The organism is Pseudomonas sp. CH235, from assembly GCF_004368175.1.
Classification (GTDB): domain Bacteria; phylum Pseudomonadota; class Gammaproteobacteria; order Pseudomonadales; family Pseudomonadaceae; genus Aquipseudomonas; species Aquipseudomonas paraglycinae.
The window spans coordinates 89,241-115,272 of the sequence record NZ_RRZJ01000002.1 but is presented as its reverse complement, the minus strand read 5'-3'; the positions used below and the strand labels follow the sequence as shown (position 1 = coordinate 115,272).

22 protein-coding genes are annotated in these 26,032 nt (G+C 61.6%); 7 read left to right on the top strand and 15 right to left on the bottom strand.

Going from position 1 to position 26,032, the window contains the following annotated elements; all coding sequences use genetic code 11:
• Positions 1–36 precede the first annotated feature (36 nt).
• The 10 genes from EIY71_RS02710 to EIY71_RS02665 all read right to left on the bottom strand — a co-directional run bounded on the left by EIY71_RS02710 (position 37) and on the right by EIY71_RS02665 (position 13,898).
• Positions 37–3,066 carry a multidrug efflux RND transporter permease subunit gene (locus tag EIY71_RS02710; RefSeq protein WP_134020393.1) on the bottom strand — a complete coding sequence of 1,010 codons (3,030 nt, stop codon included), beginning with the start codon at positions 3,064–3,066 and terminating at the stop codon, positions 37–39.
• Between the two features lie 13 nt (positions 3,067–3,079).
• Positions 3,080–4,228: an efflux RND transporter periplasmic adaptor subunit gene (locus tag EIY71_RS02705; RefSeq protein ID WP_085610855.1), complete on the bottom strand. Its 1,149-nt coding sequence runs from the start codon at positions 4,226–4,228 to the stop codon at positions 3,080–3,082.
• A gap of 147 nt (positions 4,229–4,375) precedes the next feature.
• Complete coding sequence (locus EIY71_RS02700; protein ID WP_007953242.1) at positions 4,376–5,476, bottom strand: DUF1513 domain-containing protein; 1,101 nt, start codon at positions 5,474–5,476, stop codon at positions 4,376–4,378.
• A gap of 14 nt (positions 5,477–5,490) precedes the next feature.
• Entirely contained in the window at positions 5,491–6,555 is a 1,065-nt protein-coding gene (locus EIY71_RS02695) for an imelysin family protein (protein WP_007953243.1), read from the bottom strand.
• 26 nt (positions 6,556–6,581) lie between these two features.
• Positions 6,582–8,009: a di-heme oxidoredictase family protein gene (locus EIY71_RS02690; protein WP_085745258.1), complete on the bottom strand. Its 1,428-nt coding sequence runs from the start codon at positions 8,007–8,009 to the stop codon at positions 6,582–6,584.
• Between the two features lie 155 nt (positions 8,010–8,164).
• Complete coding sequence (locus tag EIY71_RS02685) at positions 8,165–9,511, bottom strand: imelysin family protein (protein ID WP_085745257.1); 1,347 nt, start codon at positions 9,509–9,511, stop codon at positions 8,165–8,167.
• Between the two features lie 196 nt (positions 9,512–9,707).
• Positions 9,708–11,759 carry a bifunctional diguanylate cyclase/phosphodiesterase gene (locus EIY71_RS02680; protein ID WP_011335711.1) on the bottom strand — a complete coding sequence of 684 codons (2,052 nt, stop codon included), beginning with the start codon at positions 11,757–11,759 and terminating at the stop codon, positions 9,708–9,710.
• A gap of 356 nt (positions 11,760–12,115) precedes the next feature.
• Complete coding sequence (locus tag EIY71_RS02675; RefSeq protein WP_003227660.1) at positions 12,116–12,712, bottom strand: superoxide dismutase; 597 nt, start codon at positions 12,710–12,712, stop codon at positions 12,116–12,118.
• A 176-nt stretch (positions 12,713–12,888) separates the two neighbouring features.
• Positions 12,889–13,491 carry a LysE/ArgO family amino acid transporter gene (locus EIY71_RS02670; RefSeq protein ID WP_007953256.1) on the bottom strand — a complete coding sequence of 201 codons (603 nt, stop codon included), beginning with the start codon at positions 13,489–13,491 and terminating at the stop codon, positions 12,889–12,891.
• A gap of 5 nt (positions 13,492–13,496) precedes the next feature.
• On the bottom strand, positions 13,497–13,898 hold the full coding sequence (locus tag EIY71_RS02665) for an ACT domain-containing protein (protein WP_085709558.1): 402 nt from the start codon (positions 13,896–13,898) through the stop codon (positions 13,497–13,499).
• Between the two features lie 96 nt (positions 13,899–13,994).
• Here EIY71_RS02665 and EIY71_RS02660 point away from each other — a divergent pair, with 96 nt between their 5' ends.
• The 4 genes from EIY71_RS02660 to EIY71_RS02645 all read left to right on the top strand — a co-directional run bounded on the left by EIY71_RS02660 (position 13,995) and on the right by EIY71_RS02645 (position 17,948).
• Positions 13,995–14,882 carry a LysR family transcriptional regulator ArgP gene (locus EIY71_RS02660; RefSeq protein ID WP_134020391.1) on the top strand — a complete coding sequence of 296 codons (888 nt, stop codon included), beginning with the start codon at positions 13,995–13,997 and terminating at the stop codon, positions 14,880–14,882.
• A 108-nt stretch (positions 14,883–14,990) separates the two neighbouring features.
• Positions 14,991–15,983, top strand: coding sequence for an NAD(P)-dependent oxidoreductase (locus EIY71_RS02655; protein ID WP_134020388.1), 993 nt, complete (start codon positions 14,991–14,993; stop codon positions 15,981–15,983).
• A 116-nt stretch (positions 15,984–16,099) separates the two neighbouring features.
• Complete coding sequence (locus EIY71_RS02650) at positions 16,100–16,975, top strand: ATPase (protein ID WP_129973301.1); 876 nt, start codon at positions 16,100–16,102, stop codon at positions 16,973–16,975.
• Between the two features lie 124 nt (positions 16,976–17,099).
• Positions 17,100–17,948 (top strand): cache domain-containing protein, encoded by an 849-nt coding sequence (locus tag EIY71_RS02645; RefSeq protein ID WP_085745253.1) that lies wholly within the window; start codon positions 17,100–17,102, stop codon positions 17,946–17,948.
• A 121-nt stretch (positions 17,949–18,069) separates the two neighbouring features.
• Here the strand turns inward: EIY71_RS02645 and EIY71_RS02640 are convergent, their stop codons facing one another.
• Positions 18,070–19,587, bottom strand: coding sequence for an MDR family MFS transporter (locus tag EIY71_RS02640; RefSeq protein WP_102718060.1), 1,518 nt, complete (start codon positions 19,585–19,587; stop codon positions 18,070–18,072).
• A gap of 79 nt (positions 19,588–19,666) precedes the next feature.
• Positions 19,667–20,860 carry a 4-hydroxybenzoate 3-monooxygenase gene (gene pobA / locus EIY71_RS02635; protein WP_134020385.1) on the bottom strand — a complete coding sequence of 398 codons (1,194 nt, stop codon included), beginning with the start codon at positions 20,858–20,860 and terminating at the stop codon, positions 19,667–19,669.
• A 178-nt stretch (positions 20,861–21,038) separates the two neighbouring features.
• Between pobA and EIY71_RS02630 the strand changes: the two genes are divergently transcribed.
• Positions 21,039–21,935: a helix-turn-helix domain-containing protein gene (locus tag EIY71_RS02630; RefSeq protein WP_007953272.1), complete on the top strand. Its 897-nt coding sequence runs from the start codon at positions 21,039–21,041 to the stop codon at positions 21,933–21,935.
• Positions 21,936–21,943: 8 nt separating this feature from the next.
• On the opposite strand, the gene EIY71_RS28525 is transcribed toward EIY71_RS02630, so the two are convergent.
• Positions 21,944–22,120 (bottom strand): hypothetical protein, encoded by a 177-nt coding sequence (locus tag EIY71_RS28525; RefSeq protein ID WP_007953274.1) that lies wholly within the window; start codon positions 22,118–22,120, stop codon positions 21,944–21,946.
• A gap of 158 nt (positions 22,121–22,278) precedes the next feature.
• Positions 22,279–23,181 (bottom strand): LysR family transcriptional regulator, encoded by a 903-nt coding sequence (locus tag EIY71_RS02625; protein WP_218568795.1) that lies wholly within the window; start codon positions 23,179–23,181, stop codon positions 22,279–22,281.
• A 115-nt stretch (positions 23,182–23,296) separates the two neighbouring features.
• Here EIY71_RS02625 and EIY71_RS02620 point away from each other — a divergent pair, with 115 nt between their 5' ends.
• The gene (locus EIY71_RS02620; RefSeq protein ID WP_134020382.1) at positions 23,297–24,175 is read left to right on the top strand and encodes an MBL fold metallo-hydrolase; all 879 of its coding nucleotides are present in this window, start codon (positions 23,297–23,299) and stop codon (positions 24,173–24,175) included.
• A gap of 46 nt (positions 24,176–24,221) precedes the next feature.
• Positions 24,222–24,836: an NAD(P)-dependent oxidoreductase gene (locus EIY71_RS02615; protein WP_102718056.1), complete on the top strand. Its 615-nt coding sequence runs from the start codon at positions 24,222–24,224 to the stop codon at positions 24,834–24,836.
• A gap of 195 nt (positions 24,837–25,031) precedes the next feature.
• Here EIY71_RS02615 and EIY71_RS02610 read toward each other — a convergent pair whose 3' ends face one another.
• Entirely contained in the window at positions 25,032–25,910 is an 879-nt protein-coding gene (locus EIY71_RS02610) for a LysR substrate-binding domain-containing protein (RefSeq protein ID WP_102718055.1), read from the bottom strand.
• Positions 25,911–26,032: the final 122 nt, after the last annotated feature.

Sequence of the window (26,032 nt, the reverse complement as noted above, 5' to 3'; positions counted from 1 at the left end):
GGCCTTTTTTATTGCGTCATGGCTTTTTTTACTGCGTCATGCCTTGGGATCGGGTTTCGCCAGCACGGTGTAAACGCACGGCAGGACAAACAGCGTGAACAACGTCCCGATCGACATCCCGGTGGCAATCACCGTCCCGATGTCGAAACGGCTGACCGCACCGGCGCCGGTGGCCACGATCAGCGGCACCATGCCGAAGACCATCGCCGCCGTGGTCATCAACACCGGGCGCAGGCGAATCGCTGCCGCTTCCTCCACTGCCTCGCGGGGTGTCAGGCCCTTCTCCTTGCGTAACTGGTTGGCGAACTCGACGATCAGGATCCCGTGCTTGCTGATCAGCCCGATCAGCGTCACCAGCCCGACCTGGGTGTAGATGTTCATGCTCGACCAGCCGAGGAACAGCGGAATCAGCGCTCCGCAGATCGACAACGGCACGGTCACCAGAATCACTAGTGGATCGCGGAAGCTCTCGAACTGCGCCGCCAGCACCAGGAAAATGATCGCCAGCGCCAAGGCGAACGTCACCCACAGAGCGCTGCCTTCCTGGACGAACTGCCGGGAGGCGCCGCCGTAATCGAAGGCAAAACCGGCCGGGGCTTCTTCCCGGGCTATCTGCAACACGCTGTCGATGGCTTCGCCCATGCTCACCAGCGGGAACCCGGACAGCTTGGCCGCGTTGAGTTGCTGGAACTGGTTGAGCTGTCGCGGTCGTGCGCGGTCGGTCACGGTGATCAGGGTCGACAGCGGCAGCAGTTCGCCCTGGGTGTTTTTCACGTAGTAATTGTTCAGCCAGTCCGGGTTGTCGCGGTAGGCCCGTTCGACCTGGGCGATGACCTTGTAGCTGCGGCCTTCGATGGTGAACCGGTTGATCTCGGCTTCGCCGAGCAAGGTCGCGAGGGTGCCGCCCAGATCCTGCATCGACACGCCCATCTGCGCAGCCTTGGCGCGGTCGATGTCGACCACCACTTCGGGTTTGTCGAAAGCCAGGTCGAGGTCGACGAAGGCGAACTTGCCCGATTCCATGGCGCGCTTCTTGATCCGGTCGGCCACTTGCAGCAACAGCTCGTAGTCGTTGGCGGTGTTGATCACAAACTCGAACGGCAGGCCTTCACCGGTGCCAGGCAGGGACGGCAGGTTGAAGCCGAAGATCTGCAGGCCTGGAATGCCCTCGAGTCTGCCTTGTACCTCGGGGAGGATTTCCATTTGCGTGCGGCTGCGCTCGTTCCATGGTTTGAGCAGGAAACCGCCGATGCCGCTCTGCACCCCGTTATAGCCGTTGATCTGGAACGAGGAGTAGTACTCCGGAAACTCCTTGAAGATCTTGATGAACTCGTCGGTGTAGGTGTTCAGGTAATCGAGGTTGGTCGGTTGCGGGGCGTTGGCCATCATGAAGATGATGCCCTGATCCTCGTCCGGTGCCAGTTCCGATTTGGTGAACTTGAGCAGCACCGGAATCAGGCACAGCACGATCACCGCGAACACCAGCACCACCGGCCGGGTATTGAGCGTGCCGTGCAGCATGCTCTGATAGCGACGCTTGAGGCTGTCGAAAATCCGGTCGAGGCGGTGGGCCAGGCCCGTGGGATTTTCGTCATGGCGCAGCAGCATGGCGCACATCATCGGCGACAGGGTCAGGGCGACGACGCCGGAAATCACCACCGCCCCGGCCAGGGTCAACGCAAACTCCTTGAACAGTGCCCCCGTCAGTCCGGTGAGAAAACCGATCGGTGCATACACCGCCGCCAGGGTGATGGTCATCGACACCACCGGCATGGCGATTTCCCGTGCGCCTTCGAGCGCGGCCTCCAGTGGTGTCTTGCCTTCCTCGATGTGCCGGTGGATGTTTTCCACCACCACAATCGCGTCGTCCACCACCAACCCGATGGCGAGCACCATCGCCAGCAGGGTCAGCAGGTTGATCGAGTAGCCCATCATCTGCATGAAGAACATCACGCCGATCATCGACAGCGGAATGGTCACCACCGGAATCACCACTGAACGCAGGGCACCGAGGAACAGGAACACCACCACGATCACGATCAGCACCGCTTCGAACAGGGTTTTCACCACTTCGTCGATGGACGCCTGGATGAACAGCGTGGCGTCGTAGGCGATTTCGCTCTTGAGGTTGGGCGGCAGCTGGGCTTCCAGCTCCGGCATGATCTTGCGTACTTCCTTGATCACTTCCAGCGGGTTGGCCCCGGGCGTGGCCTTGATCCCGATGTACACCGAGGGCGTTCCGCCGAATGAACTGATCGAGTTGTAGTTTTCCGCGCCCATCTCGACCCGTGCCACATCGCTGAGCAGCACCCGGCTGTCACCGCTGACCTTGAGCGGGATCTTGCCGAAGGCTTCGGCGGACTTCAGTTCGGTGTTGGCGTTGATGCTGGTGACCACGTACTCGCCTTTCACTTCGCCGGCGGCGGAGAGAAAGTTGTACTGGCGCACCGCGTTGGTCACGTCGCTGGCGCTGAGGCCGAAGCCGGCGAGTTTCACCGGGTCGATCCACAGGCGCATGGCGAACACCTGGTTGCCGAGAATCTCTGCCTCGGCCATGCCCGGCAGGGTCGCCAGTTTCGGCTGGATCACCCGTGAGAGGTAGTCGGTGATCTGCGGGTTGTTCAGCTCCTTGCTGAAGAAGCTGATGTACATCAGCGCCGAGGCGTCGGCGGCTTCCTTGCTCAGCACCGGATCTTCGGCGTCCTGAGGCAACTTGTTCTTCACCTCGTTGGCCTTGGCCAGCAGTTCGGTGAACAAGCGGTCGCTGTTGGAGCCGATGCGCGCGTAGATCGAAATCACCGAGAAGTTCTGGCGACTGACCGAGGTCATGTAGTCGATGCCCTCGGCGCTGGCCAGGCTCTGTTGCATCGGCTGGGTGATGTAGCCCTGGATGGTTTCGGCGTTGGCCCCGGGGTACGCGGTGGTCACCGTGATCAGGGCGTTTTCCATTTGCGGGTACTGGCGCAGCGGCAGCTTGCTCCAGGCCTGGAAGCCCAGCAGCACAATCAGCAGGCTGACCACGGTGGCGAGCACCGGGCGGCGGATGAACGGATCGGTAAAAGCCATGGGGTTTCCTTGATCAGTCGGCGCGGGGCGGACTGTTCTGCTCGCCGAGGGTCTTGTCGTCGCTGATGGCAATGTGGGCGCCGTTGTCCAGTTTGATCTGGCCGGCCGTCACCACCTGTTCGCCGCTCTGCACGCCCTTGTTGATCATCACCTGGCCATCGCGGCGTTCGCCGGTCTCGACGAACCGACGCTCGGCGATCAGCACCGGTTGGCCCTTGTCGTCTTTTTCGACGGTGCCATCTTCGGCTTTCTTCTGGGTGACCACGTACGTCGAGTTGCCGTAGAGGGTGTAGGTGATCGCGCTTTCCGGGACCACGATGTGTTTCTGCGGATCCGGCAGCAGCACTTCGACGCTGGTGAACATGCCCGGCAGCAACTTGCCATCGGGGTTGGCCAGGGTGGCGCGCACCAGAATGTTGCGAGTGGTGCTTTCGACGATCGGGTTGATGGCGCTGATGGCGCCGGTGAAATGCTGGCCGGGATACGCCGCGACCGTGATCTGTACCGGTTGACCGATAGCCAGTTTCGGCACCGATTGTTCGGGCACGTAGAAATCGGCGTAGAGGCTGCTCAGGTCCTGCAGGGTGGCGATCTTGGTGCCGCTGGCGAGGTAGTCGCCGATGTCGACGAGGCGGATGCCGATGGTGCCGCTGAAGGGCGCGACGATGCGTTTTTTCGCCAGCGCCGCATTGAGCTGATTGACCGTGGCCTTGTTCTTTTGCAACTGCGCCGAGAGCCGGTCGAATTCGCCTTTGGAGATGGCGCTGCTGCCGACGAGTTGACTGCCGCGACCGTAATCCAGCTGCGCGAGGCCGAGATCGGCCTTGGCGGTTTCGAGGAAGGCGGCTTCGACGGCGCTGTCCAGTTGTAGCAACGGCTGGCCGGCCTTGACCTTCTGCCCCGATTCGAACTTCAGCTCGGTGACGGTGCCGGCGTTCTCCAGGCTCAGGTCGACGCCTTGCAGCGCTTTCAGCGTGCCGACGGTGGGCAGACGCATCTGCCACGGGCGCTCGACGGCGGTGGCCACGGCGACGCTGATCGGCGGCTTCGGTTTGGAAAAGCCCTGGATCATCGTATAGATCGAGAAGGCCTTGTAACCGGCGAGAAGCAGAACGATCAGCAGTACAACACCCAACATGATCAGCATGCGGCGACGCAGCATATTTCCAGTTCCTTGGAGAAAATCAGGCGAGACAGGCGGGCACATTACCCCGAGTACGGCAGGGATTCCAACTGCCAGTTTTTAGCGGGTGTAAGGGAAGAAGGTGGAGAAAAGCGGTGCCGCCGACCGAACGGTCGGCGGCGAATTTCAGGCCATCAGATGAAGATGGTTGTCCCAGAGCCCTGCGGGCAAATCCAGCGGTTTGGCCAGCAGATCGTCCTGACGGCAATCGTAGTAGCGGCAACGTCCCTGACCGGAGGTCACGACAAACCCGTCCTTCACCGCACCGACGCCGGCGCAGTCGGGCAACGGTGCGTCGAGGCGCACTTCGCCGCTGTCCAGGTCCCAGATGAAGAAGCGGTTGCCGCGCGGTGCGGTCAGTGCCACCAGACGCAGGTCGCTGTGCACGGCGACGCTGGCGGTGTAATGACCCATCGACTGCAACTGATGCTCCGGCACCGGGAACGCCACGAAAGGCTGGCCCGGTCGCTTGATCGCCAGCAGCTCCGAGCGCTCGTGGGAAGGCCCCATGAATTGCTGGCCGGCGACGATGGTGCCGTCGCTGGCGATCCCCAGGTGCCGCACGCTGTTCATCTGCTGGGCGAGGGTCTCCTTGCTCAGCAGGGTGCCATCGCGCTGCATCAGCACCAGGCTTGGCTCCATGGCGTCGAGGTTCATGTCGACCCGGCTTTCGGCCTCGGTGCGGATCCCGCCGTTAGCCACCACCAGGGTTTCACCGTCGGGCATCCACGACACCTGATGCGGGCCGAGACCGTGGGTGGAAATCTCGCCGCTGTGCACCAGCCGTTCGCCTTCGAACTTGTACACCCCGAGCAGTCCACGGCCCGGATCGGTGGTGTCGTTTTCGGTGGCGTACAGGTAGTCGCCGCTGTGGTGGATCACCGCGTGGCCGTAGAAATGCCGGTTCGGCTGCGACGTCACGGTTTGCAGCAATGCACCGTTGCGCAGATCGATCAGGTAGCTCTCGGTGCCCGGCCGACGGGCAACGAACAGCGCGATCGGCAGCGTCGGGTGATTGATGATGTCGTGGCAGCGCTGGCCGACTTCGGTGGCAAACACCTGGGTGCCGTCCAGCCGATAACCGACGGCGTAATGCTTGCCGTCGGTGTCGTCCCGCGCCGACAACAGCAGCGGGCTTTGGTCCTTGCGTTTGAACAGCGTCCAGCCGCCCAGTGTCACTGCTCCCAGCAGCAAACTACCTAAAGTCAGAGCCTGGCGTCGCAGCATGGCACGTGCCCTCATCAGTCACCGTCGTTGGCGTTGAAGCCCAGTTGGATGCCCAGCGCCTTGGCCAACTCGCCTTCGTGCAGGCGGTGGACGACGTTGAGGCTGTCGTAGATGTCGTTGAGCTGCTGGCGACCGGCGTCATCGTTGAGCATTTCGGTCAGCGAGCGCTGAGTGCTGCCGAACAGTTTGAGCGACGCCGCGTAAGCTGCATCGATCTTGTCCGCCAGCGGTTTTTGCTCAGCCGGCAGCAGGCCGCGCAGGCCTTTGTTGTCGACGCCTTCCCAGACGGTTTTGGCCGCTGCGAGGCTGGCTTCCAGCGACTCCATCGACGACTGGCTGCGCCATGCATCGGCCTGGAACGGCTGAGGCACGCCCTTGCTCTGACGGCCCATCGGCGTGCCGAGTTTTTTCTTCAGGGTGTCGAGGGCGGTGACCTGTACCCGCAGCAGATCGGCGATCGCTTCGTGGGAGTCGGCGTAGCGCTGGTTCGGGAACTTGCTCATCTGCGCGAGCATGCCGTCGGTGTTGTTCCAGCTGCTGAGAATCTCTTCGGCCAGTTGTTTCTGACGCTCGCCGATGGCCACCAGCAGTGGGCAGTACTTGGCTTTCTGCGCGTCGTTGGCGACGTCAGGTTTGGCGTCGAACAGGATGTACTCGTAAGCGGACAGGCCTTGAACCACGACGCTGGACTTGGCCAGTGCGGCGGCATCGATCTGCGGCTGCGCGGTGACCAGTTGCTCGACCTGACGGCCGACCAGGTTTTTCTTGTCCGGCCAGAACTGCACCTGCCACGAACGGTTGCCTTCGGCCAGCGGGCCGATCAACAGCGGTTGCAACTCGGCCCAGGCTTTCTGCGCGTGCAGGAAGTCGGCACGGGCGGTGTCCAGTGACTCTTTGCCCTGGCAGTAAGCGAGGGCGCTGACGGCCAGTTGCTTGTCGGCTTCGACCCAGCGGGTGTAGGTCGGCAGGATCACCGATTTGGCGATGGCCGCCGAGGTGACGGCTTGCGGATCCTGCGGCGAGCACGCGCCGAGGGCCAGTGCGGCAAGGCTGGTGAACAACAGCTTGGGACGGAACATGTCGGGCTCCCGATTCTTTTAAGTGTTTAAAGTGAGTTCAAGAACGCCAGCAGCGCGGCACGCTGCTCGGCGTTGAAAGACAAAACCTGTTGCTGCGCCGCCTTCGCTTCGCCGCCGTGCCAGAGCACGGCTTCGAGCAGGTTGCGGGCGCGGCCGTCATGCAGAAACTGGGTGTGGCCGCTGACCGCCTGCGTCAGGCCGATACCCCACAGCGGCGGGGTGCGCCAGTCGCGGCCGGAGGCCTGGAATTCGGTGCGGTTGTCCGCCAGGCCTTCGCCCATGTCGTGCAGCAGCAGATCGCTGTACGGGCGAATCACTTGATTGGCCAGTTCAGGTTCGGCCGCGTTGGCGGCGGTGGTGTATTTCGGTGTGTGACAGGACTGGCAACCCGCCTGGAAGAACAGATTCTTGCCGGCCAGCACTTGCGCATCGTTGACCCCACGGCGGGCGGGAACGGCAAGGTTGCGGCTGTAGAACAGCACCAGGCGCAGGATGTTGTCGCTGACTTCCGGTTCGCCGTCCGGGCCATTGCCGTTCGGTGCCTGTTTGCAGGCGGTTTGCGCGTCGGTGCAGTCATCAAACGGTCTCAGGCTGGTGGTGAGGCCCATATCACCAGAAAACGCGTGAACATTTTGTTGATTGAGGTTCGGCTGGCCGGCTTTCCAGCCAAATCGCCCCATGACGGTCTTTTGCTGCTCATCGTCCCAGACCCGGTTTGGCCGGCCGTTGATGCCGTTGTTCTCTTTGGCCTGCGCGGCGGCGTTGGCGAGGATCGCTTCTTCCGGGATCGCTTCGAGCAGGCCCAGGCCGATCATCGGCGGTGCAACGCGGGCCGAGAAACGTGTGTCCGGGTGCATCGGGCCGTAGCCGAGCTGGGTGATCTGCAGGACCGGTTTACGCAGCTCGACCTCGGTGCCGTCCTTGAAGCGGACCGGCACCGGCGTGTAATCGACCCGCACCTTGCCTTCCGGCGCGACGCCGGGGACCGCCATGTCCTGGAACTGGCCGCCATAGACTGGCTCCGGCACCACGCCCACTTGCTCGATGACCTTGGCATAGGCCGGCGCATCGGGAATCGACAGGCGTACCAGCATCGACACCGCGTTGGCCGCATCCGGCGTCGGCGGATGGCCGCGGCCGTCCTTGATATGGCAGTTCTGGCAGGCGTTGGTGTTGAACAGCGGGCCGAGGCCATCGCGGGCCGTGGTGGTCGATGGCGCGATCACCCACGGGCTGCGAAAGAAGCTGTTGCCGACGCTGAAGTCCACCCGCCGCGAAGGCGGCAGGTTGGCCGACGGCAGGGAAAACGCGTTCTGATCGCTCTTGCGCACGGTCGCCGCGCCGCCGGAACGGGCCTCACCCGGCTCGGCCTTGGTGAAGCGCGGGGCGTCATCGCAGGCACTCAGGCCCAGGGCCAGAAACAGTGCGGACAAGCGAAGAGGCAGCGAGGGCATCAGACTTCCTGCAAGAGGGGCGAATTTAAAGGCGCAAAGTCTAACAGGGCGAGGGGGTTTGAATAAGAGGAATTATCGTTTGCTTGATGCGCGTCAGGTCAGCCAGAACGAAAAAGGCGACCCGAAGGTCGCCTTTATTAACGCGGACGCTGTGATCAGAACTCGTGATCGGCGTTGTCCGGGTTCAGGTCGCTGATGCCCAGCTTGCCGGCAGCGGCTTCGATCGAACCGGTCTGCTTGACCAGCGAAGCGATGGCGTCGCGCACGATCTGGTTGCCGGCGGTGTTGCCGGCCGCGATCAACTGGTCGTAGTGCTCACCCTTGTTGGCGTGATCGACCATGACCTGGATCTTGGCTTCGGTGGCGGCCAGATCGGCTTTCAGCGCGGTGTCGGCAGCCGGGTCGACTTTGGCCACCAGCGACGACAGGCTGGCGCCGGTCATTTTGGTGCCGTCGACACGGGTGTACTCGCCCAGGTACACGTTACGAATGCCCTTGGCATCGTAGAAGTGCGAGTTGTGGGTGTTGTCGCTGAAGCAATCCTGTTCGTCTTCCGGGGAGTTCGCTTCCAGGGACACTTTCATGCGCTCGCCGGCCAGTTCGCCCAGGGACAGACTGCCCATGCCGAACAGCATTTTGCGCAGGCCGCTTTCAGCCGGTTCGGCTTCCAGGGTGGCGCGGTAGTTGTCGGCCACGTTCGGCTTCCAGTTGCCGACCATTTCTTCCAGGTCGCTGACCAGCAACTGGGTCACGGCTTTCAGGTAGGCACGACGACGATCGTTGTGACCGCCGGTGGCGCCGGCGCCTTCCAGGTAGTCCGACGCAGGACGGTTGCCGGCGCCAGGGCCGGTGCCGTTCAGGTCCTGGCCCCAGAGCAGGAATTCGATGGCGTGGTAGCCGGTGGCAACGTTGGCTTCGGAACCGCCCAGCTCGTTCAGGCTGGCGAGTTTTTCCGGGGTGATGTCCTTGACGTCGACCTTGTCTTCGCCGACCTGTACTTCGGTGTTGGCGATGATGTTGGCGGTGGCGCCCGGGTTGCCCAGTGCGTGTTCGTAGGATTTGTCGACGTAGTCGATCAGGCCTTCGTCCAGAGGCCAGGCGTTCACCTGACCTTCCCAGTCGTCGATGATGGTGTTGCCGAAGCGGAACACTTCGCTCTGCAGGTAAGGAACGCGGGCGGCGACCCAGGCAGCCTTGGCGGCTTTCAGGGTGTCGGCGTTCGGCTTGGCGAGGAACGCGTCGATGGCGGTTTGCAGGGTTTTCGCGGTGGATTCGGCATCGCTGTAAACGGCGAAGACCATGTCGGCGTAGTGCGAGACAACGGCTTTGCCGGCGGCCTCGTCGACTTTACCGGCGGCAGCAGGCGCAGCCGGTGCAGCGGTGCTGGCAGCCGGGGTCGGCGCAGGAGCGGCGGCCTTGTCTTTGTCTTTACCTTCGCCGCAACCGGCGAGGGAAATAGCGATGGCCAGCAGACTGGCGGTAGCCAGAGGCATACGAATCATGGCGAACATCCTGCTTCGGTAATTGAGTGGACAGGCGCGGGGGTGCGCAAAAGCTGCGACATAATGCAAATCTTTCGCATTATGTGTAAAGGGTTGTAGCTGGAAATATTTCTTATTTGCGCGGGGGTTGCGCTGGATCAATAGCGTAGAGCACGCCCGGCGGATCAAGGGGTTTGCCGGGCTTCGCAGGGAGATTTCAGAGGATGGCCGCGTTGCTGCGCTGGGCCTGCTTGAGATAAATGCTCAGCTCGCGCGCCGGTAGCGGTTTGCTGTAGTGGTAGCCCTGACCTTCGTGGCAGCCTTCGGAGATGATGTAGGTTTCCTGTTCGGCGGTTTCCACGCCCTCGGCGATCACCTGCATGCCCAGGCTCTTGCCCAGTTGAATGATGGCGCGAACGATGGTCGCGTCATCGTCGTCGTCCAGCAGGTCCTGGACGAAGCTCTTGTCGATCTTGATCTTGTCCAGCGGCAGACTCTTGAGATAACTCAGCGAGGAGTAGCCGGTGCCGAAGTCGTCGATGGCGATCAAGGCGCCGGAGCGGCGCAGGCTCAGCAGGTGCTGGGCGGCGGTGCTGATGTCTTCCATCAGGCCGGTTTCGGTGACTTCCAGCTCCAGGCTCCGCGGTGGCAGGCGGTACATCTGCAACAGGTTGTTGACCACCCGCGGCAGCTCGGCGTGGTGCAGTTGCACGGTGGACAGGTTGACCGCCATGCGCAGATCGACGAAGCCCTGATCGTGCCAGTCGCGCAGTTGCTTGCAGGCCTGATCCAGCACCCATTCGCCGATGGCGATGATGGTGCCGTTCTGCTCGGCCAGCGGGATGAACAGGTCCGGCGGCACCAGACCGTGTTCCGGATGCTGCCAGCGGATCAATGCCTCGACGCCGACCACGCGATGATCGCGGTAACTGATCTGCGGCTGATAGACGAGGTAGAACTGATCGCGCAGCAAGGCGTCGCGCAGGTCTTTTTCCAGTTCGCGACGGCGGCGCATTTCGCTGTCGACGCTGGCGATATAAAACTGATAACGGTTGCGCGAGCGGGTCTTGGCCAGGGTCATGGTCTGCTCGGCTTTCTGCAACAGCTTCTCCGTGCTGTCGCCATCCTCCGGGAACAGGGTGATGCCGATGGTCGCGCGCAGACGGATTTCCTGATGATCGAGGGCGAACGGCGCTTCCAGGTCATCAAGAATGCTTTGCGCCAGTTCCGCCGCTTCGTAGGGTTGCTCGATATCGGCCTGCACCAGCGCGAACTGGTCGCCGCCAAGACGGGCGAGGGCGCCGAGGCGACCGCTGTGGGCGCGCAGGCGGTCGGCGAGTGCCAGCAGCAATTGGTCGCCGGTCTGGTAGCTGAATTGTTCGTTGATGCCTTTGAAGTCATCCAGTCCGACACACAACACCGCAACCCGGCGCTGCAGCTTGCCGGCATCCACCAGGATCTTGTCCAGTTGCTGCTGCAATTGCTGGCGGTTCGGCAGGCCGGTGAGGAAATCGTACTGGGCCATGCGCAGCAGGCTGTTTTCCGCTTCGTGGCGCAGGTGGGTATTGCGTTCGATGGATTCGAGCAACTGGTTGGCGGTGTTGATCCAGATCCCCAGTTCGTTTTTCTCGTGCCCCTTGAGCTGCGGAATCTTGTGTTCGCTGGGGCGGTCCGGGTTGATCTCGGTGAGGTGCTCGATGATGCGCGACAGCGGTTTGGTCAGCAGCCAGTGATAGACCAGATACAGCACCAGCCCCATGGCCAGGGCGCGCAACACGCCGGAAATGAAGATGATCACCGAGCTGACGATGAAACCCTGACCGTAGGTGGCCGTGTCGAGGGTAATGCTCAGGTCGCCGTAATATTCGCTGTAGGGGCCGCGTCCCACCAGTTGGGTGGTGAACGTGCGTTCCTGGCCGAGGATCAGGTCGGTCAGCCAGCGACTGTTGGAATGCTGCAGCTCACGGGATTTCTGCGCGAGCATCGCTTCGTTGGGATGGCCAATGGAGGCCTGGCGCACGGCGTCGTCCTGGAACAGGCCTTCGATCACCTGCATGCCCATTTCCCGGTCCAGGCTGTAGACCGCCTGGGTTGAGGGATCGCGGAACATGTCGAGGATGCGTTCGGCATCGCCGGCGACGGCCTGGCGTGTTTTATAGGCATCGAAAACGATCTGCGCGCAGCTCAAGACCACGCCGACGATCAATGCCGACAGGAGCACGACCCGGAGCAACTTCACCGACAAGCTGTTCTTGAGTTCCAGCTTCAAAGGGTTATTCCTTGTTCCGTGCGGGTAGCGTCAAGTTGCCATGAGTATTGGCAATCCCGTGTTGGCAGTCAAAGGGACAATCGAGCCGCGGAAAATTTGTCCGTGGCCTTGGCCGAAATGCTGCTGTCTGGAGTATTTGCCCTATTTGTACTGTGTCGGTAGTTTTGGCCTCCAACTTGAGGGGCGTCGGACAATTTTTCCTCTTTTGATGGTAGTTCGCCGTGGCTTGGGGGCAAGGCGAGAAGGGCTGCTTTACGTGTGGGAAAAGGCCCTGTTGGTGATGCGACGCACCCGTGATGATTTCTGCGGGCAGAAAAAAACCCGGCAATAGCCGGGTTTTTTGTCTGGCGTGCAGCTTAAGCGGTGAAGGTCTTGCCTTCGAACTGCTCGGCCACGAACTTCCAGTTGACCAGGTTCCAGAACGCCTCGACGTACTTAGGACGCAGGTTACGGTAGTCGATGTAGTAAGCGTGTTCCCACACGTCGCAGGTCAGCAGCGGGGTGTCGCCGCTGGTCAGCGGGTTGCCGGCGCCGATGGTGCTGGCCAGGGCCAGGGAACCGTCAGCCTTTTTCACCAGCCAGCCCCAGCCGGAACCGAATGTGCCGATCGAGGTTTTGCTGAACTCTTCCTTGAACTTGTCGAACGAACCGAAAGCCGCGTTGATGGCTTCAGCCAGGGCGCCGGTTGGTTGACCGCCGGCGTTTGGCGCCAGGCAGTTCCAGTAGAAGGTGTGGTTCCAGACCTGAGCGGCGTTGTTGAAGATGCCGCCCGAGGAAGTCTTGACGATTTCTTCCAGGGTCTTGCCTTCGAACTCGGTGCCTGGCACCAGGTTGTTCAGGTTCACGACATAGGTGTTGTGGTGCTTGTCGTGGTGGAATTCCAGGGTTTCCTTGGAAATGTGCGGCTGCAGGGCATCGTGTGCGTAAGGCAGCGGCGGCAATTCGAAAGCCATGATGATTCTCCTAATCAGGTCTGTTGCGGTGAGCGCAAGGCCGATCACGGGCGGCCAGAAATGCACCGGCGAGTTTTTACTCTTTGCGGCGCAGGGTTCGGATCATAGCACCGGGGGTGCGGCTTAACCACGCAACAACTGTGTGGGATAGAGGTTCCAGAGCCTTTTGGAATAATTCAGGAAGCCAATATCAATTGCCCCGCCACCGTGAACATCATCACCGCCACCAGCAGATCCAGAATCCGCCACGTACTCGGCCGTGCCAGCCACGGCGCGAGCCATGCCGCGCCGAACGCCAGGGTGAAGAACCACAGCAGCGAAGCACTCGCCGCGCCGACCACATAAGCGCCGGGTACCGACTGTTGCGCGCCGAGGGAGCCGATCAGCAAAACGGTGTCGAGATAGACGTGCGGGTTGAGCAGCGTCACCGCCAGTGCACTGAGCATCACCGCCCGCAGTGAGCGCACGGTCTGGTTTTCACCCTGTTGCAGGCTCTGTTTCGAAAACGCCCGGCGCAATGCCTGGCTGCCGTACCAGATCAGGAACACCGCGCCGCCCCAGCGGGCGACCGCCAGTAAGGTCGGGTTTTGCGCCAGCACCGTGGCCAGACCGAACACACCTGCCGCCACCAGCAATGCATCACAGGCGACGCACAGCGCGGCGACCGGCAGGTGATGTTCACGTCGCAGGCTCTGTGCCAGGACAAAAGCATTCTGGGTGCCGATCGCCATGATCAGTCCGAACGCCACCAGCAAACCGTTGGTATAGCTTTGCCACATGACGGTTACTCCGCGTTGGCTGCGAGATCGCGCAGCACTTGCATGGCGCGTTCGGCGTCGGCCTGACCGACGAACAAATGATCGTGGTAGTAGCCGGCAATCACGTTGCAGCTGATGCCGGCCTTGCCCAGTGCGGTGGCGAATGCGGCGGTCAGGCCGACGGCTTCCAGCGCCGAATGCACGTTCAAGGTGATCCAGGCTGCGACGTAGTCGAAGCTGAAACCGGCGCGCTCGGCGTGGGAACGTTCGAGAATTACCGTCAGGCCTTCCTGTTCGCGGAAACTGCCGACGATTTCCAGACCGCTCGGCAACTGGCCGTCGCGCAAGGTGCAGAACACGTATTCGCCGGCATTGAGCTGCGGGCTCATGCTGCGCAGCAGGGTGGTCAATGAGGTTTCGCCAGCCATGATGGTGGTCCTTGGTAAAGAGTGCTTGCTGGCTATTCTCCCGGTTGACGCGGTATAAGAAAAACCAATAGTGCTGATCGCTCATTAGGAAAACTGATGTTCGACTACAAATTGCTTTCCGCTCTGGCCGCCGTGGTCGAGCAGGCCGGATTCGAACGCGCGGCGCAGGTGTTGGGCCTTTCGCAATCGGCGATTTCCCAAAGGATCAAACTGCTGGAAGCTCGGGTCGGCCAACCGGTGCTGGTACGCGGGACACCGCCGTCGCCAACCGAAATTGGCCGGCGCCTGCTCAACCATGTGCAGCAGGTGCGCCTGCTCGAACGGGATTTGCAGACGCTGGTGCCGGCGCTGGACGAAGAAGGCCTGCCGGAGCGCCTGCGCATCGCCCTGAATGCCGACAGCCTCGCCACCTGGTGGGCCGAGGCGGTGGGCGACTTCTGCGCCGAACAACATCTATTGCTCGATCTGATCGTCGAAGACCAGACCGTCGGCCTCAAGCGCATGCGCGCCGGTGAAGTGGCCGGTTGCCTGTGCGCCAGTGAGCGTCCGGTGGCAGGCGCGCGCAGCGTGCTGCTCGGAGCGATGCGCTATCGGGCGCTGGCCAGTCCGGCGTTCATCGAGCGGCATTTTCCCGACGGCGTGCGGGCCGAACAATTGCCGCGCACCCCGGCGCTGGTGTTTGGCCCGGACGACTTTCTCCAGCATCGTTACCTCGCCTCCCTCGGCGTCGATGGCGGTTTCGAACATCACCTGTGCCCGTCGTCCGAAGGTTTCATCCGCCTGACCGAAGCCGGGCTTGGCTGGGGACTGGTGCCGGAATTGCAGGTGCGCGAGCAACTGAAGCGCGGCGTACTGCGCGAACTGTTGCCAGATAAACCGATCGACGTGCCCTTGTACTGGCATCATTGGCGCAATGGCGGTCAGTTGCTCGGGCTGTTGACCGAGCAATTGGTGCGCTCGTCGGCGCAATGGCTGGTGGCCTGAAAGCAGCTACGAGCGTCAAGCTGCAAGCGCCAAGTAAAGCGCTTGCGTACTGTATTTACCTTGCAGCTCGAAGCTCGAAGCTTGCAGCTGGTTTTGTTGGAGCTCTACATGAAAATTCTGGTCACCGGCGCAAGCGGCTTCATTGGCGGACGCTTTGCGCGTTTCGCCCTGGAGCAGGGCCTGGACGTGCGGGTCAACGGTCGCCGGGCCGAGGGCGTCGAGCATCTGGTGCGTCGCGGTGCCGAGTTCGTTCAAGGCGATTTGAGCGATCCGGATCTGGTGCGTGCGCTGTGCAGCGATGTCGAAGCCGTGGTGCATTGCGCCGGCGCGGTCGGTTTGTGGGGCCGTTATCAGGACTTCCATCAGGGCAACGTGCAAGTCACCGAAAACGTGGTCGAGGCCTGCCTGAAGCAACGGGTCCGGCGGCTGGTGCATCTGTCGTCGCCCTCGATCTACTTTGACGGTCGCGACCATCTCGGCCTGACCGAAGAGCAAGTGCCCAAGCGCTTCAAGCATCACTACGCCGCGACCAAATACCTGGCCGAGCAAAAGGTCTTCGGCGCCCAGGAATTCGGCCTCGAAACCCTCGCCCTGCGCCCGCGCTTCGTCACCGGCGCCGGCGACATGAGCATCTTCCCGCGCTTGCTGAACATGCAGCGCAAGGGCCGTCTGGTAATCATCGGCAACGGTCTGAACAAGGTCGATTTCACCAGCGTACACAACCTCAACGAGGCATTGCTCAGCAGTCTGCTGGCCGATGCCTCCGCGTTGGGCAAAGCCTACAACATCAGCAACGGCGCTCCGGTGCCGCTGTGGGATGTGGTCAATTACGTGATGCGCAAGATGGAAGTCCCACAGGTCACCAAGTACCGTTCCTACGGTCTGGCCTACAGCGTGGCGGCGCTCAACGAAGGGGTGTGCAAGCTCTGGCCCGGGCGTCCCGAGCCGACCCTGTCGCGCCTGGGCATGCAGGTGATGAACAAAAATTTCACCCTCGACATCAGTCGCGCCCGGCATTATCTGGACTACGATCCGAAAGTCAGTCTGTGGACGGCCCTCGATGAGTTCTGTGGCTGGTGGAAGGCTCAGGACATTCGTTGATACGAATCTGCCGGCCGGCACTGAACCGCGTCACGGCTTGAGGGTCAACCCCAGCGGCCGCGGGGTTTATACTTCGCGCCAATCTGCCATCACCGCGTTTCACAAAGGTTGCCTCAATGTCCATGCGTAACGATGCCCACGACGATTTCGACGATGTACCGAGCCTGCGCGCCGACACCCTCGATGACGACGATTTTCCGGTCACCGCCCGCACCACCGTGCATTCGCGCACGCCGCCGGTGGTCAAGGTCAAGGGCGCCAGCACCGGGCCGTTGTGGGCACTGGTCGGCGCATTGTTCTTCGCCTTCATTGGTCTTGCCTGGTGGAGCTTCCAGCAGATCTCGCTGATGGAGCAGCAACTGGTGGCGACCCAGGAAAGTTTCGCGCGCATCAGTGAGGAAGCGGCGGGGCGCCTGCAGGACATTTCCGGCAAAGTCGTGGCCAGCCAGACCAATGTCACCACCGACAGCGAAGCCCTGAAACAGCAGATCAAACAGCTGCAAAGCGCGCTTCAGGATCAGAGCAAACAGCAGCAGGGCGTGGCCGGGCAGGCGACGGATCTGGACAAGCGGCTGGCGCAGATGACCGCCCAGACCACTGAACAACAGAACGCCAACACTCAGTTGCAGGCCCAGGTCAAAGCCCTGAGCGCCGAACTGGCCACGCTGAAAAGCACCCCGGCCGACACCAGCAAGCTCGATGCTCAGCTCAAGAGCTTTGATGCACAGGTGAAGGGATTCGATGCGCAGTTCAAGAGCCTCGGTGCCGACATTACGGCTTTGAAAAAACAAGGTGGGTCGAACCCGGCGATCGATCGTCTGGAGCAGGAAATCGTCATCCTCAAGAGCGAGCAGGACAACCGTCCGGCCGCTGCGCAGGGCGGCACCAACACCGCCGAGTTCGATGCGTTCCGAGCGCAGATGACCCGCAACATCAACACCCTGCAAGCGCAGATCCAGAACCTGCAACAGCAACTCAACGCCCGTCCGTAAGCCTCTTGTGTGGCGAGGGCGCGAACGCCCTCGCCACAGCAACATTCAGAAGCTTTCTGAATATCCATACATGCCTTCAGGCCGTCTACGCTCTTGAAACACCAACAAGAACGAGGGATGCGTCATGGGGTTTGTGCACAAGCTGGCCTGGCTCGGCGCGGTGCTGTTGTTGAGTTTCGGTCAGGCCAATGCGGCCACCACGGAAAAAGACGACAGCAAGGCCGCCATCGCCTTGCTGGAAAAGGCGCTGGCCTATTACCACGACAACGGCGACAAGGCGTTCGCGGCGTTCAGCCGCCAGGGCGAATTCGTCGACAAGGACCGTTACGTGTTCGTGGTCGACACCAAGGGCGTGATGCTCGCCAGCGGCGGGCCTTCGTCGGCATTGATCGGTCGCGACGTCAGCGAAGTCCTCGGGCCGGACTTGCAGAAGTCCTTCAAGGACGCCTTGAAAGTGCCGGAAGGCAACGGCATCCAGCAGGCCGAATACCGCTGGCAGAACTGGTCCGACGGCAAGGTCGAGCGCAAGCACGTTTACTATCAACGCATCGGTCAGCGGATTCTGGCGGTGGGTTATTACTTGCCGCGGGCGTCGGCGGAGCAGGCAAAAGCGTTGCTCGACAAAGCGGCCAGCGATTTGACCAAGGACGAGAAGGGCACGCTGTCCGCGATCAACTCGCTCAAGGGCGGTTACCTGCAGGACGACCTGTATGTGTTCGTGGTCAATCTCAACAACCACCGCTACGTCGCCCACGGCACCAACCTGCGGCTGATCAACACCGATTTCGCCAAGGTCGACGACCCGGAAGGCAAACCGGTGGGCGAGCCGATTCTGTCGTTGATCGGCAAACAGGATGAGGGCGAGTATGAATACCGCTGGAAAAATCCGGTGACCGGCAAGGTCGAGAACAAACATGCCTACCTGAAGAAGGTCGGGAATTTCCTGGTGGCGGTCGGTTATTACAGTGCTTGAATGCACTTCCCCTGTGGGAGCGAGCTTGCTCGCGATAGCAATGTAGCAGTGACGCAAATGTCGACTGATCAACCGCAATCGCGAGCAAGCTCGCTCCCACAGGTCATACGGTGTTCTACAGTCAGCGGGCGCCGTGCTCACGGCCCCGCAGCAACCGGTTGGGCATCGCAATCGCCGCCGCCAGCCCGAGCAGAGACACCGCCGCACTGACCATCAGCAAATGCCGGAACGTCACCAGCAGCTCAGCGCGCAAGGCATTCTGCGCATCGCCGGGCGCCGCGTTCAGGCCATCGAGCAGCACGTTGCCGGAATGCCCTTCACTCATCAGCGAGCTGCCGGTCAGGTGGGCGAAACTGGAGTCCTGCAACAATGCCAGCAACAGTGCCGACATCAACGCCACACCCACCGCGCCGCCCAAAGAGCGGAAGAGGTTGGTGGTGCTGGTGGCGACGCCGATGTCCTTTTGCTCGACCGAGTTCTGCGTACCCACCAGCGAAGTCGGGAACTGCATGCCACCGGCGATCCCGCTGAGCAGCATGAACAGGCTGCTGAGCAGCGTCGCATCAGGCGGGCTGAAGGCCATGCCAAGGATCGAGATCGGCATCAGCAGCGCACCGGTCAGAATCTGCGGTTTGTAGCGCCCGGTGATCGAGGTGCGACGTCCGGCGAAATACGCGCCGATCGGCAAACCCATCGCCAGCGGCAGCAAGTGCAGCGCAGCGCTGTCGGCCCCGGCGCCGGTCACGCTCTGAAAGCGCAGCGGCATCAGCACGATCAGGGAAATCGCCTGGAAGCTGCAAAAGAAAATCGTGCACCAGCACAGCAGGGCGCTGCGGTTGGTGAACAGGTGCATCGGCAGCAACGGCTCCCGGGCGCGCCGCTCATGCCAGACGAACACCGCAAGCACCGCCACCGCACAAGCGAACAGCCCGAGCACTTCGCTGCTGCGCCACGCATGGCCCTGGCCGACCTGAGTGATCGCCAGCAACAGCGCCGTCAGGCCGATGATCATCAGCAGCGTGCCGAGGTAATCGATGATTGGTTTGCGTTGGGGAATCGGCAGGCCGATCAGGTTGCGTCGCGCCACCCAGTAAGCGCCAAGGCCCAGCGGCAGGTTGATCAGGAACACCCAGCGCCACGACAGGTACTCGGTCATGTAACCGCCGAGCACCGGACCGGCGACGCTGGCCACCGCATACATGCTGCTGAAATAGCCCTGATAGCGCCCGCGCTCCCGAGGCGGCACGATATCGCCGATGATCGCCTGGCTCACCGAAATCATCCCGCCGGCACCGATGCCCTGGAAAATCCGCGCCAGCACCAGTTGCTCCATGCTCTGGGCCATGCCGCAGAACAGCGAGGCGAGGGTGAACAGGCCCATGCCGAACAGCATCAGTTTGCGCCGCCCGTACAGGTCACCGAGCTTGCCGTAGATCGGCACCGCGACGGTCATCGCCACCATGTAGCCGGAAATCACCCAGGCCAGCAGGCTGACGTCCTTGAACTGGGCGGAGATGGCCGGCATGGAAACGGCGACGATGGTCTGGTCCAGCGCACCGAGAAAGATCGCCATCATCAGCGCGACCAGCACGCTGCGAATGGCCGGTTTGGGCGTTTCGGGATGGTTGAGATTGGTCACGGGCGAACCTGCGGGCAGTGATTGACCCGCAGTGCCACGGCGAGCGGGTGAGTGCTCGCCAGTGTAAGTCGGTAGCAGGCTATTCGATAGCCTCATAAGGAAGCCCGACGTAATTTTCTGCAATGGTTTTTTGACCGGCCTCCGAGCTGACAAAGTAGTCCAGTTCCGAAGCGCAGATCCGCTGGCTGAAATCATCATGCTCGTCGAAGCGGTGCAGCATCGAAGTCATCCACCAGGAAAACCGCTCGGCTTTCCACACCCGGCGCAGGCAGATCTGCGAGTATTTCTCCAGCAAGTCAGTGCGACCTTCGCGGTAAACCTTCAGCAGAATCCTGAACAGCGTGCTGACATCACTGGCCGCCAGATTCAAGCCCTTGGCACCGGTCGGCGGAACGATGTGCGCCGCATCCCCGACCAGAAACATCCGCCCGTATTGCATCGGCTCGACCACAAAACTGCGCAGCGGCGCGATGCTCTTTTCAATCGACGGACCGGTCACCAGTTTCTGCGCCAGATCCTCCGGCAGACGATTGCGCAGCTCGTCCCAGAAACGCTGATCCGACCAGTCGTCAACGTTTTCCTCGGCCGGCACTTGCAGGTAATAACGGGTGCGGGTCGCCGAGCGCATGCTGCACAGGGCGAAGCCGCGCTCGTGGCGGGCGTAGACCAGTTCATCATGAATCGGTGGTGTGTCGGCGAGAATCCCCAGCCAGCCGAACGGATACACCCGTTCGAAGACTTTCAGGCAGTCCTCGGGAATCGACTGCCGGGCCACGCCGTGGAAACCGTCGCAACCGGCGATGTAATCGCAATCGACACGCCAAGTTTCGCCGTCCTTTTCGAAGGTGACATAGGCTTCGTCGCTTTTCATGCCACAGGGAACGACATGGCTGGCTTCATAGATTGTCTGCCCACCGGTCTCCCGACGAGCGGCCATCAGGTCGCGGGTGACCTCGGTCTGGCCATAGACCATCACGGTTTTTCCACCGGTCAGGGCTTGCAGGTCGATGTGGATCCGGCGCCCGTCGAGGGCCAGTTCGAAACCACCGTGCACCAGACCTTCGGCGTCCATCCGCTGACCTACGCCAGCCTCGCGCAACAGCTCTACCATGCCTTGTTCAAGCACGCCGGCGCGGATTCGGCCGAGCACATAGTCAGGTGTCTGGCGCTCCAGAATCAGAGTGTCGATGCCGGCGTTGTGCAGCAGTTGGCCGAGCAATAATCCGGACGGACCGGCGCCGATGATGGCGACTTGGGTTTTCAGCGTTTTCATTGTTTTTATGACTCGCAAGCTTCACGCGACAACGGCCGGTGAATGATTTTCAGGATTCGAGTGCTTGCATTTTTCCCTTGCGGGTCTGTCAATTGAAGGTGAAAACTGAGCCGATACCTGTACATTCTGCCAATCGGTGCGATTATCGCCCGCAAACCTCGAGGCCTGGATTGAAGTGATGAACAAGCCTGACCTGCCTTCGATTCCGGTGTTCAAGCTCTACGGTGAAAGCCTGGACTGGCCGACCCCTGACTTGCTGCACTGTGAAACCATTTCCAAACGCAGCCGCGAACACCAATGGGAAATCAAACCCCACCGCCACGCCGATTTGTGCCAGTTGCTCTTCGTATTCAAAGGTCAGGCAGAGCTTGAAATCGAAGGCCAACGCACGCAACTGAACGAAGCCGCGATCCAGATCCTGCCGCCGTTATCGGTGCATGGATTCCGTTTTTCCGAGGACGTCGAAGGATTTGTCGTCACCCTCGCCACACCGTTGATCAACCATTTGCAGGCGCAACTGGGCAGCGCGGTGCAGGCCCTGGCCCAGGCCGAAAGTTATCCGGCGGGCAAGGACGCGGAGTACCTCAACAGTCTGTTCGCCGCGTTGCAGGCCGAGTACAACGGCCATCAACCGGCGCGGGAAATGCTCATGCATTCGCTGGTCAGTGTGATCATGGTCTGGGTCAGCCGTCAGGCGATTCACCGTCACAACGCCACGCAACGTCCGCAGCGTCAGCGCGAATACCTCAACGGGTTCATTCAGCTGGTGGAAGAAACCTACCGCCAGCACGTCAAGGTCGAAGACTTGGCCCATCGTCTGGGGATTTCCGTCTCGCACCTCAACGGCACCTGCCGTGAACTGGCGGGGCAGCCGGCGTTGCAGATCATGCACGAGCGTCAATTGCTGGAAGCCAAGCGTCTGCTGACTTACACCAGCATGACCATTTACGAGATGTCCGAGGTGTTGGGGTTTTCCGATCCGACCAACTTCACGCGCCTGTTCCGGCGCCGGGTGGGGATCTCGCCAAAAGCGTTCCGCGACCGCTTGAAGGCCGAGCAGAACGACGACGCCTGAACCGTGTATCAGCGCAGGGCGTTGAGGGTGGCGTTGTGAGGGATGCAGCGCTCGAAGTTGCAGCTCGCGTACTCACGGGGCAGTTGCCGCAACTGCTCCACGCGCCACGCCGCGGTGCCGTACAGCGCCAGCGTGGCCGCGCAGGTGATGAAAATCGCGAGGTATCTTCTTGTTCTGGTGTTCATGGCGTTGACCTCTGAACGAATACCCTTGGGTACTACTTTCAGCATAGGCCAGAGGGGAGCAGCTGCAAGCTTCGAGCTTCAAGATTGAAGCTTCAAGATTGACGCAGGCTCTCCGCTCTCCGCTTGGAGCTCTCCGCTTGCAGCTTGCAGCTTGCAGCTTAAAGCTGATCCCACTGCGGGTTTTCGGGAAAACGCTGCACCAGAAAATCCAGCATGCAGCGCAGCGCCGCCGGCATGTGCTTGCGCGAGGCATAGACGGCGTAGATGTTCATCTGCCGAGGCTCGGCGTGGGGCAGCAGGCGAACCAGTTCACCGCTGTGCACATGCACCCCGGCCTGATAGGTCGGCAGCATCGCGACCCCGGCGCCGGCCAGAGTCGCGCGCAGCAGGGTGCTGGCCTCGTTGGCGCTGATGTTGCCCTGCACCGGCACCGAAACCGGTTCGCCATCTTCCTCGAAATGCCACAGGCTCTTGCCGAAATAGGAATGGGTCAGGCAGTTGTGCCGACTCAGATCTTCTACGCGCTGCGGCTGCGGATGCTCCTGCAGATAGGCGGGCGCCGCGCAGACCACCGAACGGCAGACCGTCAGTCGCCGGGCGATCAGGTTGGGATCGAGATCGTTGCTGGTGCGGATCGCCAGGTCGATGCGCTCGTCCACCAGGTTCACGGTGCGATCGAGCATTTGCAGGTCGATGTTCACCCCCGGATATGCTTTGACGAACGCCGCCATGGCATCGGCCAGTTGCGCCTGGCCGAACGAGGTACTGACGCTGATCCGCAGCAAACCCCGTGGCGCATCGGCAGGTTCGCTGACGGCGGCCTGCATGTCGCCGGACAGCTCCAGCATTTGCCGGCAGCGCGGCAGGATCTCGTTGCCGGCGGCGGTCAGGCTCAACTTGCGCGTGGTGCGGTGCATCAGGCGCGCGCCGACCCAGTCTTCCAGTTCCGCCAGATAGCGCGACACCACCGGCCGTGACAGGTCCAGGTGATCGGCCGCCGCCGACTGGCTGCCCAGATCCACCACCGTGACAAACACCCGCATTGCTTGGAGACGATCCATGATTTGCCCGCTTTCAGAAACAAACTATGTTCAAGCATCGCATTTTTTGTAACGAGTCTGGCAACTAAGCTCTGTCCCCATCGCCAAGCACGGCATTCGAACAGCGGAGCAACCCATGATCGGCTTCACCACCCTCAAGCGCGTTTTACTGGCCACCGCCACCCTCGGCTTTGCTGCCCACGCAGCGGCTGCGAACCTGACCCTCGATGTCTACAACCCGGGCACCCATGCGATCTTCCCGGTGACCTCGGTGCTGGTCAGCGGCGAGAAGGACGCGATTCTGGTGGACGCGCAGTTCGGCAAATCCCAGGCTGAGCAAGTGGTGGAAAAGATCCGCGCCAGCGGCAAGCAACTGACCACCATCTACATCAGCCACGGTGACCCGGATTACTACTTCGGTCTCGACACCCTGACCAAAGCCTTTCCGGATGCCAAGGTGCTGGCTTCGCAACCCACCGTTGATCACATCAAGAAAACCGTCGACGGCAAACTCGCCTTCTGGGGCCCGAAAATGGGCGCCGACGTGCCGGCCAAAACCATCGTGCCGGGCGTGCTCAAGGGCGACAGCCTGATGCTCGAAGGTCAGAAATTGCAGGTGGTTGGTCTGGAAGGCAAGCAGCCGGATCGCAGCTTCGTGTGGATTCCGTCGCTGAAAGCCGTGGTCGGCGGTGTGGTTGTCGCCGAGAACATCCACGTGTGGATGGCCGACACCCAGACTGCGCAATCCCACGCCGACTGGCTGGAAACCCTGCACTCGATCGAAACCCTGAAACCGAAAACCGTGGTGCCCGGTCACTATCTGGGTGACAGCGCCCGTTCGCTGGCGGCCGTGAAATTCACCGCCGACTACATCAAGGCGTTCGATGCCGAAACCGCCAAGGCCAAGGACTCTGCCGCGCTGATCGCCGCGATGAAAAAACGCTACCCGACACTGGGCGAAGAAAGCTCGCTGGAGCTGAGCGCCAAAGTCGCCAAGGGCGAAATGCAGTGGTAACCCGATTCTGAAAAACGCAGCACTCTCAAGCCAACTGGAGAATGTCATGAGCAAGATCGCAATCATTGGTGCCACCGGCCGTGCCGGCAGCCAACTGCTGGAAGAAGCCCTGCGTCGCGGCCATAGCGTCACCGCCATCGCCCGTGATACCTCGAAGATCGGCGCCCGCGCCGGTGTGCTCAGCAAGAATGTCGACGTGCTGGACGCCGCCGCGTTGCAGGACGCCGTCGCCGGTCACGATGTGGTGATCAGCGCAGCGCATTTCGCCACGGTGCCGGCCAGCGCGCTGATCGGCCCGGTGAAACAGGCCGGGGTGAAACGTCTGCTGGTTGTGGGCGGTGCCGGTTCGCTGTTGCTGCCGGACGGCACCCGCGTGATCGACAGCGCCGGTTTCCCGGCCGAGTACAAGGCTGAGGCCAGCGCCGGTGCGGCGTTCCTTGATGCCTTGCGTCAGGAAAAGGAACTGGACTGGACGTTCCTGTCGCCGTCGGCGCTGTTCTTCGAAGGCGAGCGCACCGGCAAGTTCCGCGTCGGCAAGGATGACTTACTGGTGAGTGCTGAAGGTCAGAGCTCGATCAGCTTTGCCGACTATGCGATTGCGTTGATCGACGAAGTGGAAACGCCGAAGCATTCGCGTCAGCGGTTTACTGTCGGTTATTAAGTACTGAAAAGCCCCTCACCCCAGCCCTCTCCCGGAGGGAGAGGGAGCCGATCGTGGGATGCTTGAAAATTACGCCGACTTGAACGGGATGTATTGAATCCATAATCGCCCAGATTTTTCAGGTCGATGTATTACGTAAGACACCTCGGTCAGTTCCCTCTCCCTCCGGGAGAGGGTTAGGGTGAGGGCAAGGCCTCACCGCGTATGAGCCTGCTCAACCAACCACCCCATCAACTCCTGCAATTTCGCCGAAGGCTCCGACGCCGGCGCGACGATGTAATAGCCCAATCCCGTCTTCACCTTCAGATCGAACGGCATCACCAGTCGCCCGGCGTTCAAGTCGTCGCCGATCAGTGACCAGTCGCCGATCGCCACCCCCGTCCCGTGGGACGCCATCGACATCGCCTGATCCAGCGTTTCGAAATGCTGACCGCTGGCGATATTGCTCAAGTGCAGTTCGGCGGCTTCGAGCCAGAGTGTCCAGTCGTCATCCGTGTGAGTCGGGTGCAGCAGCAGATGCTGTTGCAGATCTGCCGGTGTGAGCAGGGCCGGCCCACCGTTGAGCAGTGTCGGCGAGCAGACCGGCGTCAGTTGCTCATCGAACAGATGCAGGGTCGCGGGTGAGTCGTGGGGCGCGGTGCCGTAGATCACCGCCGCGTCGAATTGCTCGCGATGAAAGTCCACCCCGTGTTGCAACGACGCCGTGAGTTTCACCGGCACGTCCGGGCGCTCGCGCTGCCATTGCAACAGCCGTGGCAGCAACCAGCGCATCACGCAGCTCGGGGCCTTGAGTTGCAGGGTTTCGCGTTTGGCGCCGATCTGCTCCACCGAATCGCCGATCAGGCTGAACACCTGCTGCACCCGTGGCAGCCATTCGCGACCTTCGGCCGTCAGCTCCAGGCCCCGGGCCAGGCGAATGAACAGCTCATAACCCAGATGTTCCTCAAGCCCGGCGATCTGCCGGCTCACCGCACCCTGGGTGATGTGCAACTGCTCGGCGGCCCGGGTGAAGTTGCAGCACTGCGCGGTAATCAGAAACGTGTGCAGGGCGGGCAGGGGAGGCAGTCGTTTCATGTGGATCCAAGGTATGACGTGAGGACATGGCTAGTATGAGCTTTTATCGATTGTTGCGGCTACGGGTCGCCCGTTTCAATGAGGCCAATCACCGGTTCCTTTAAAGCCCGGTGCCTCAACGA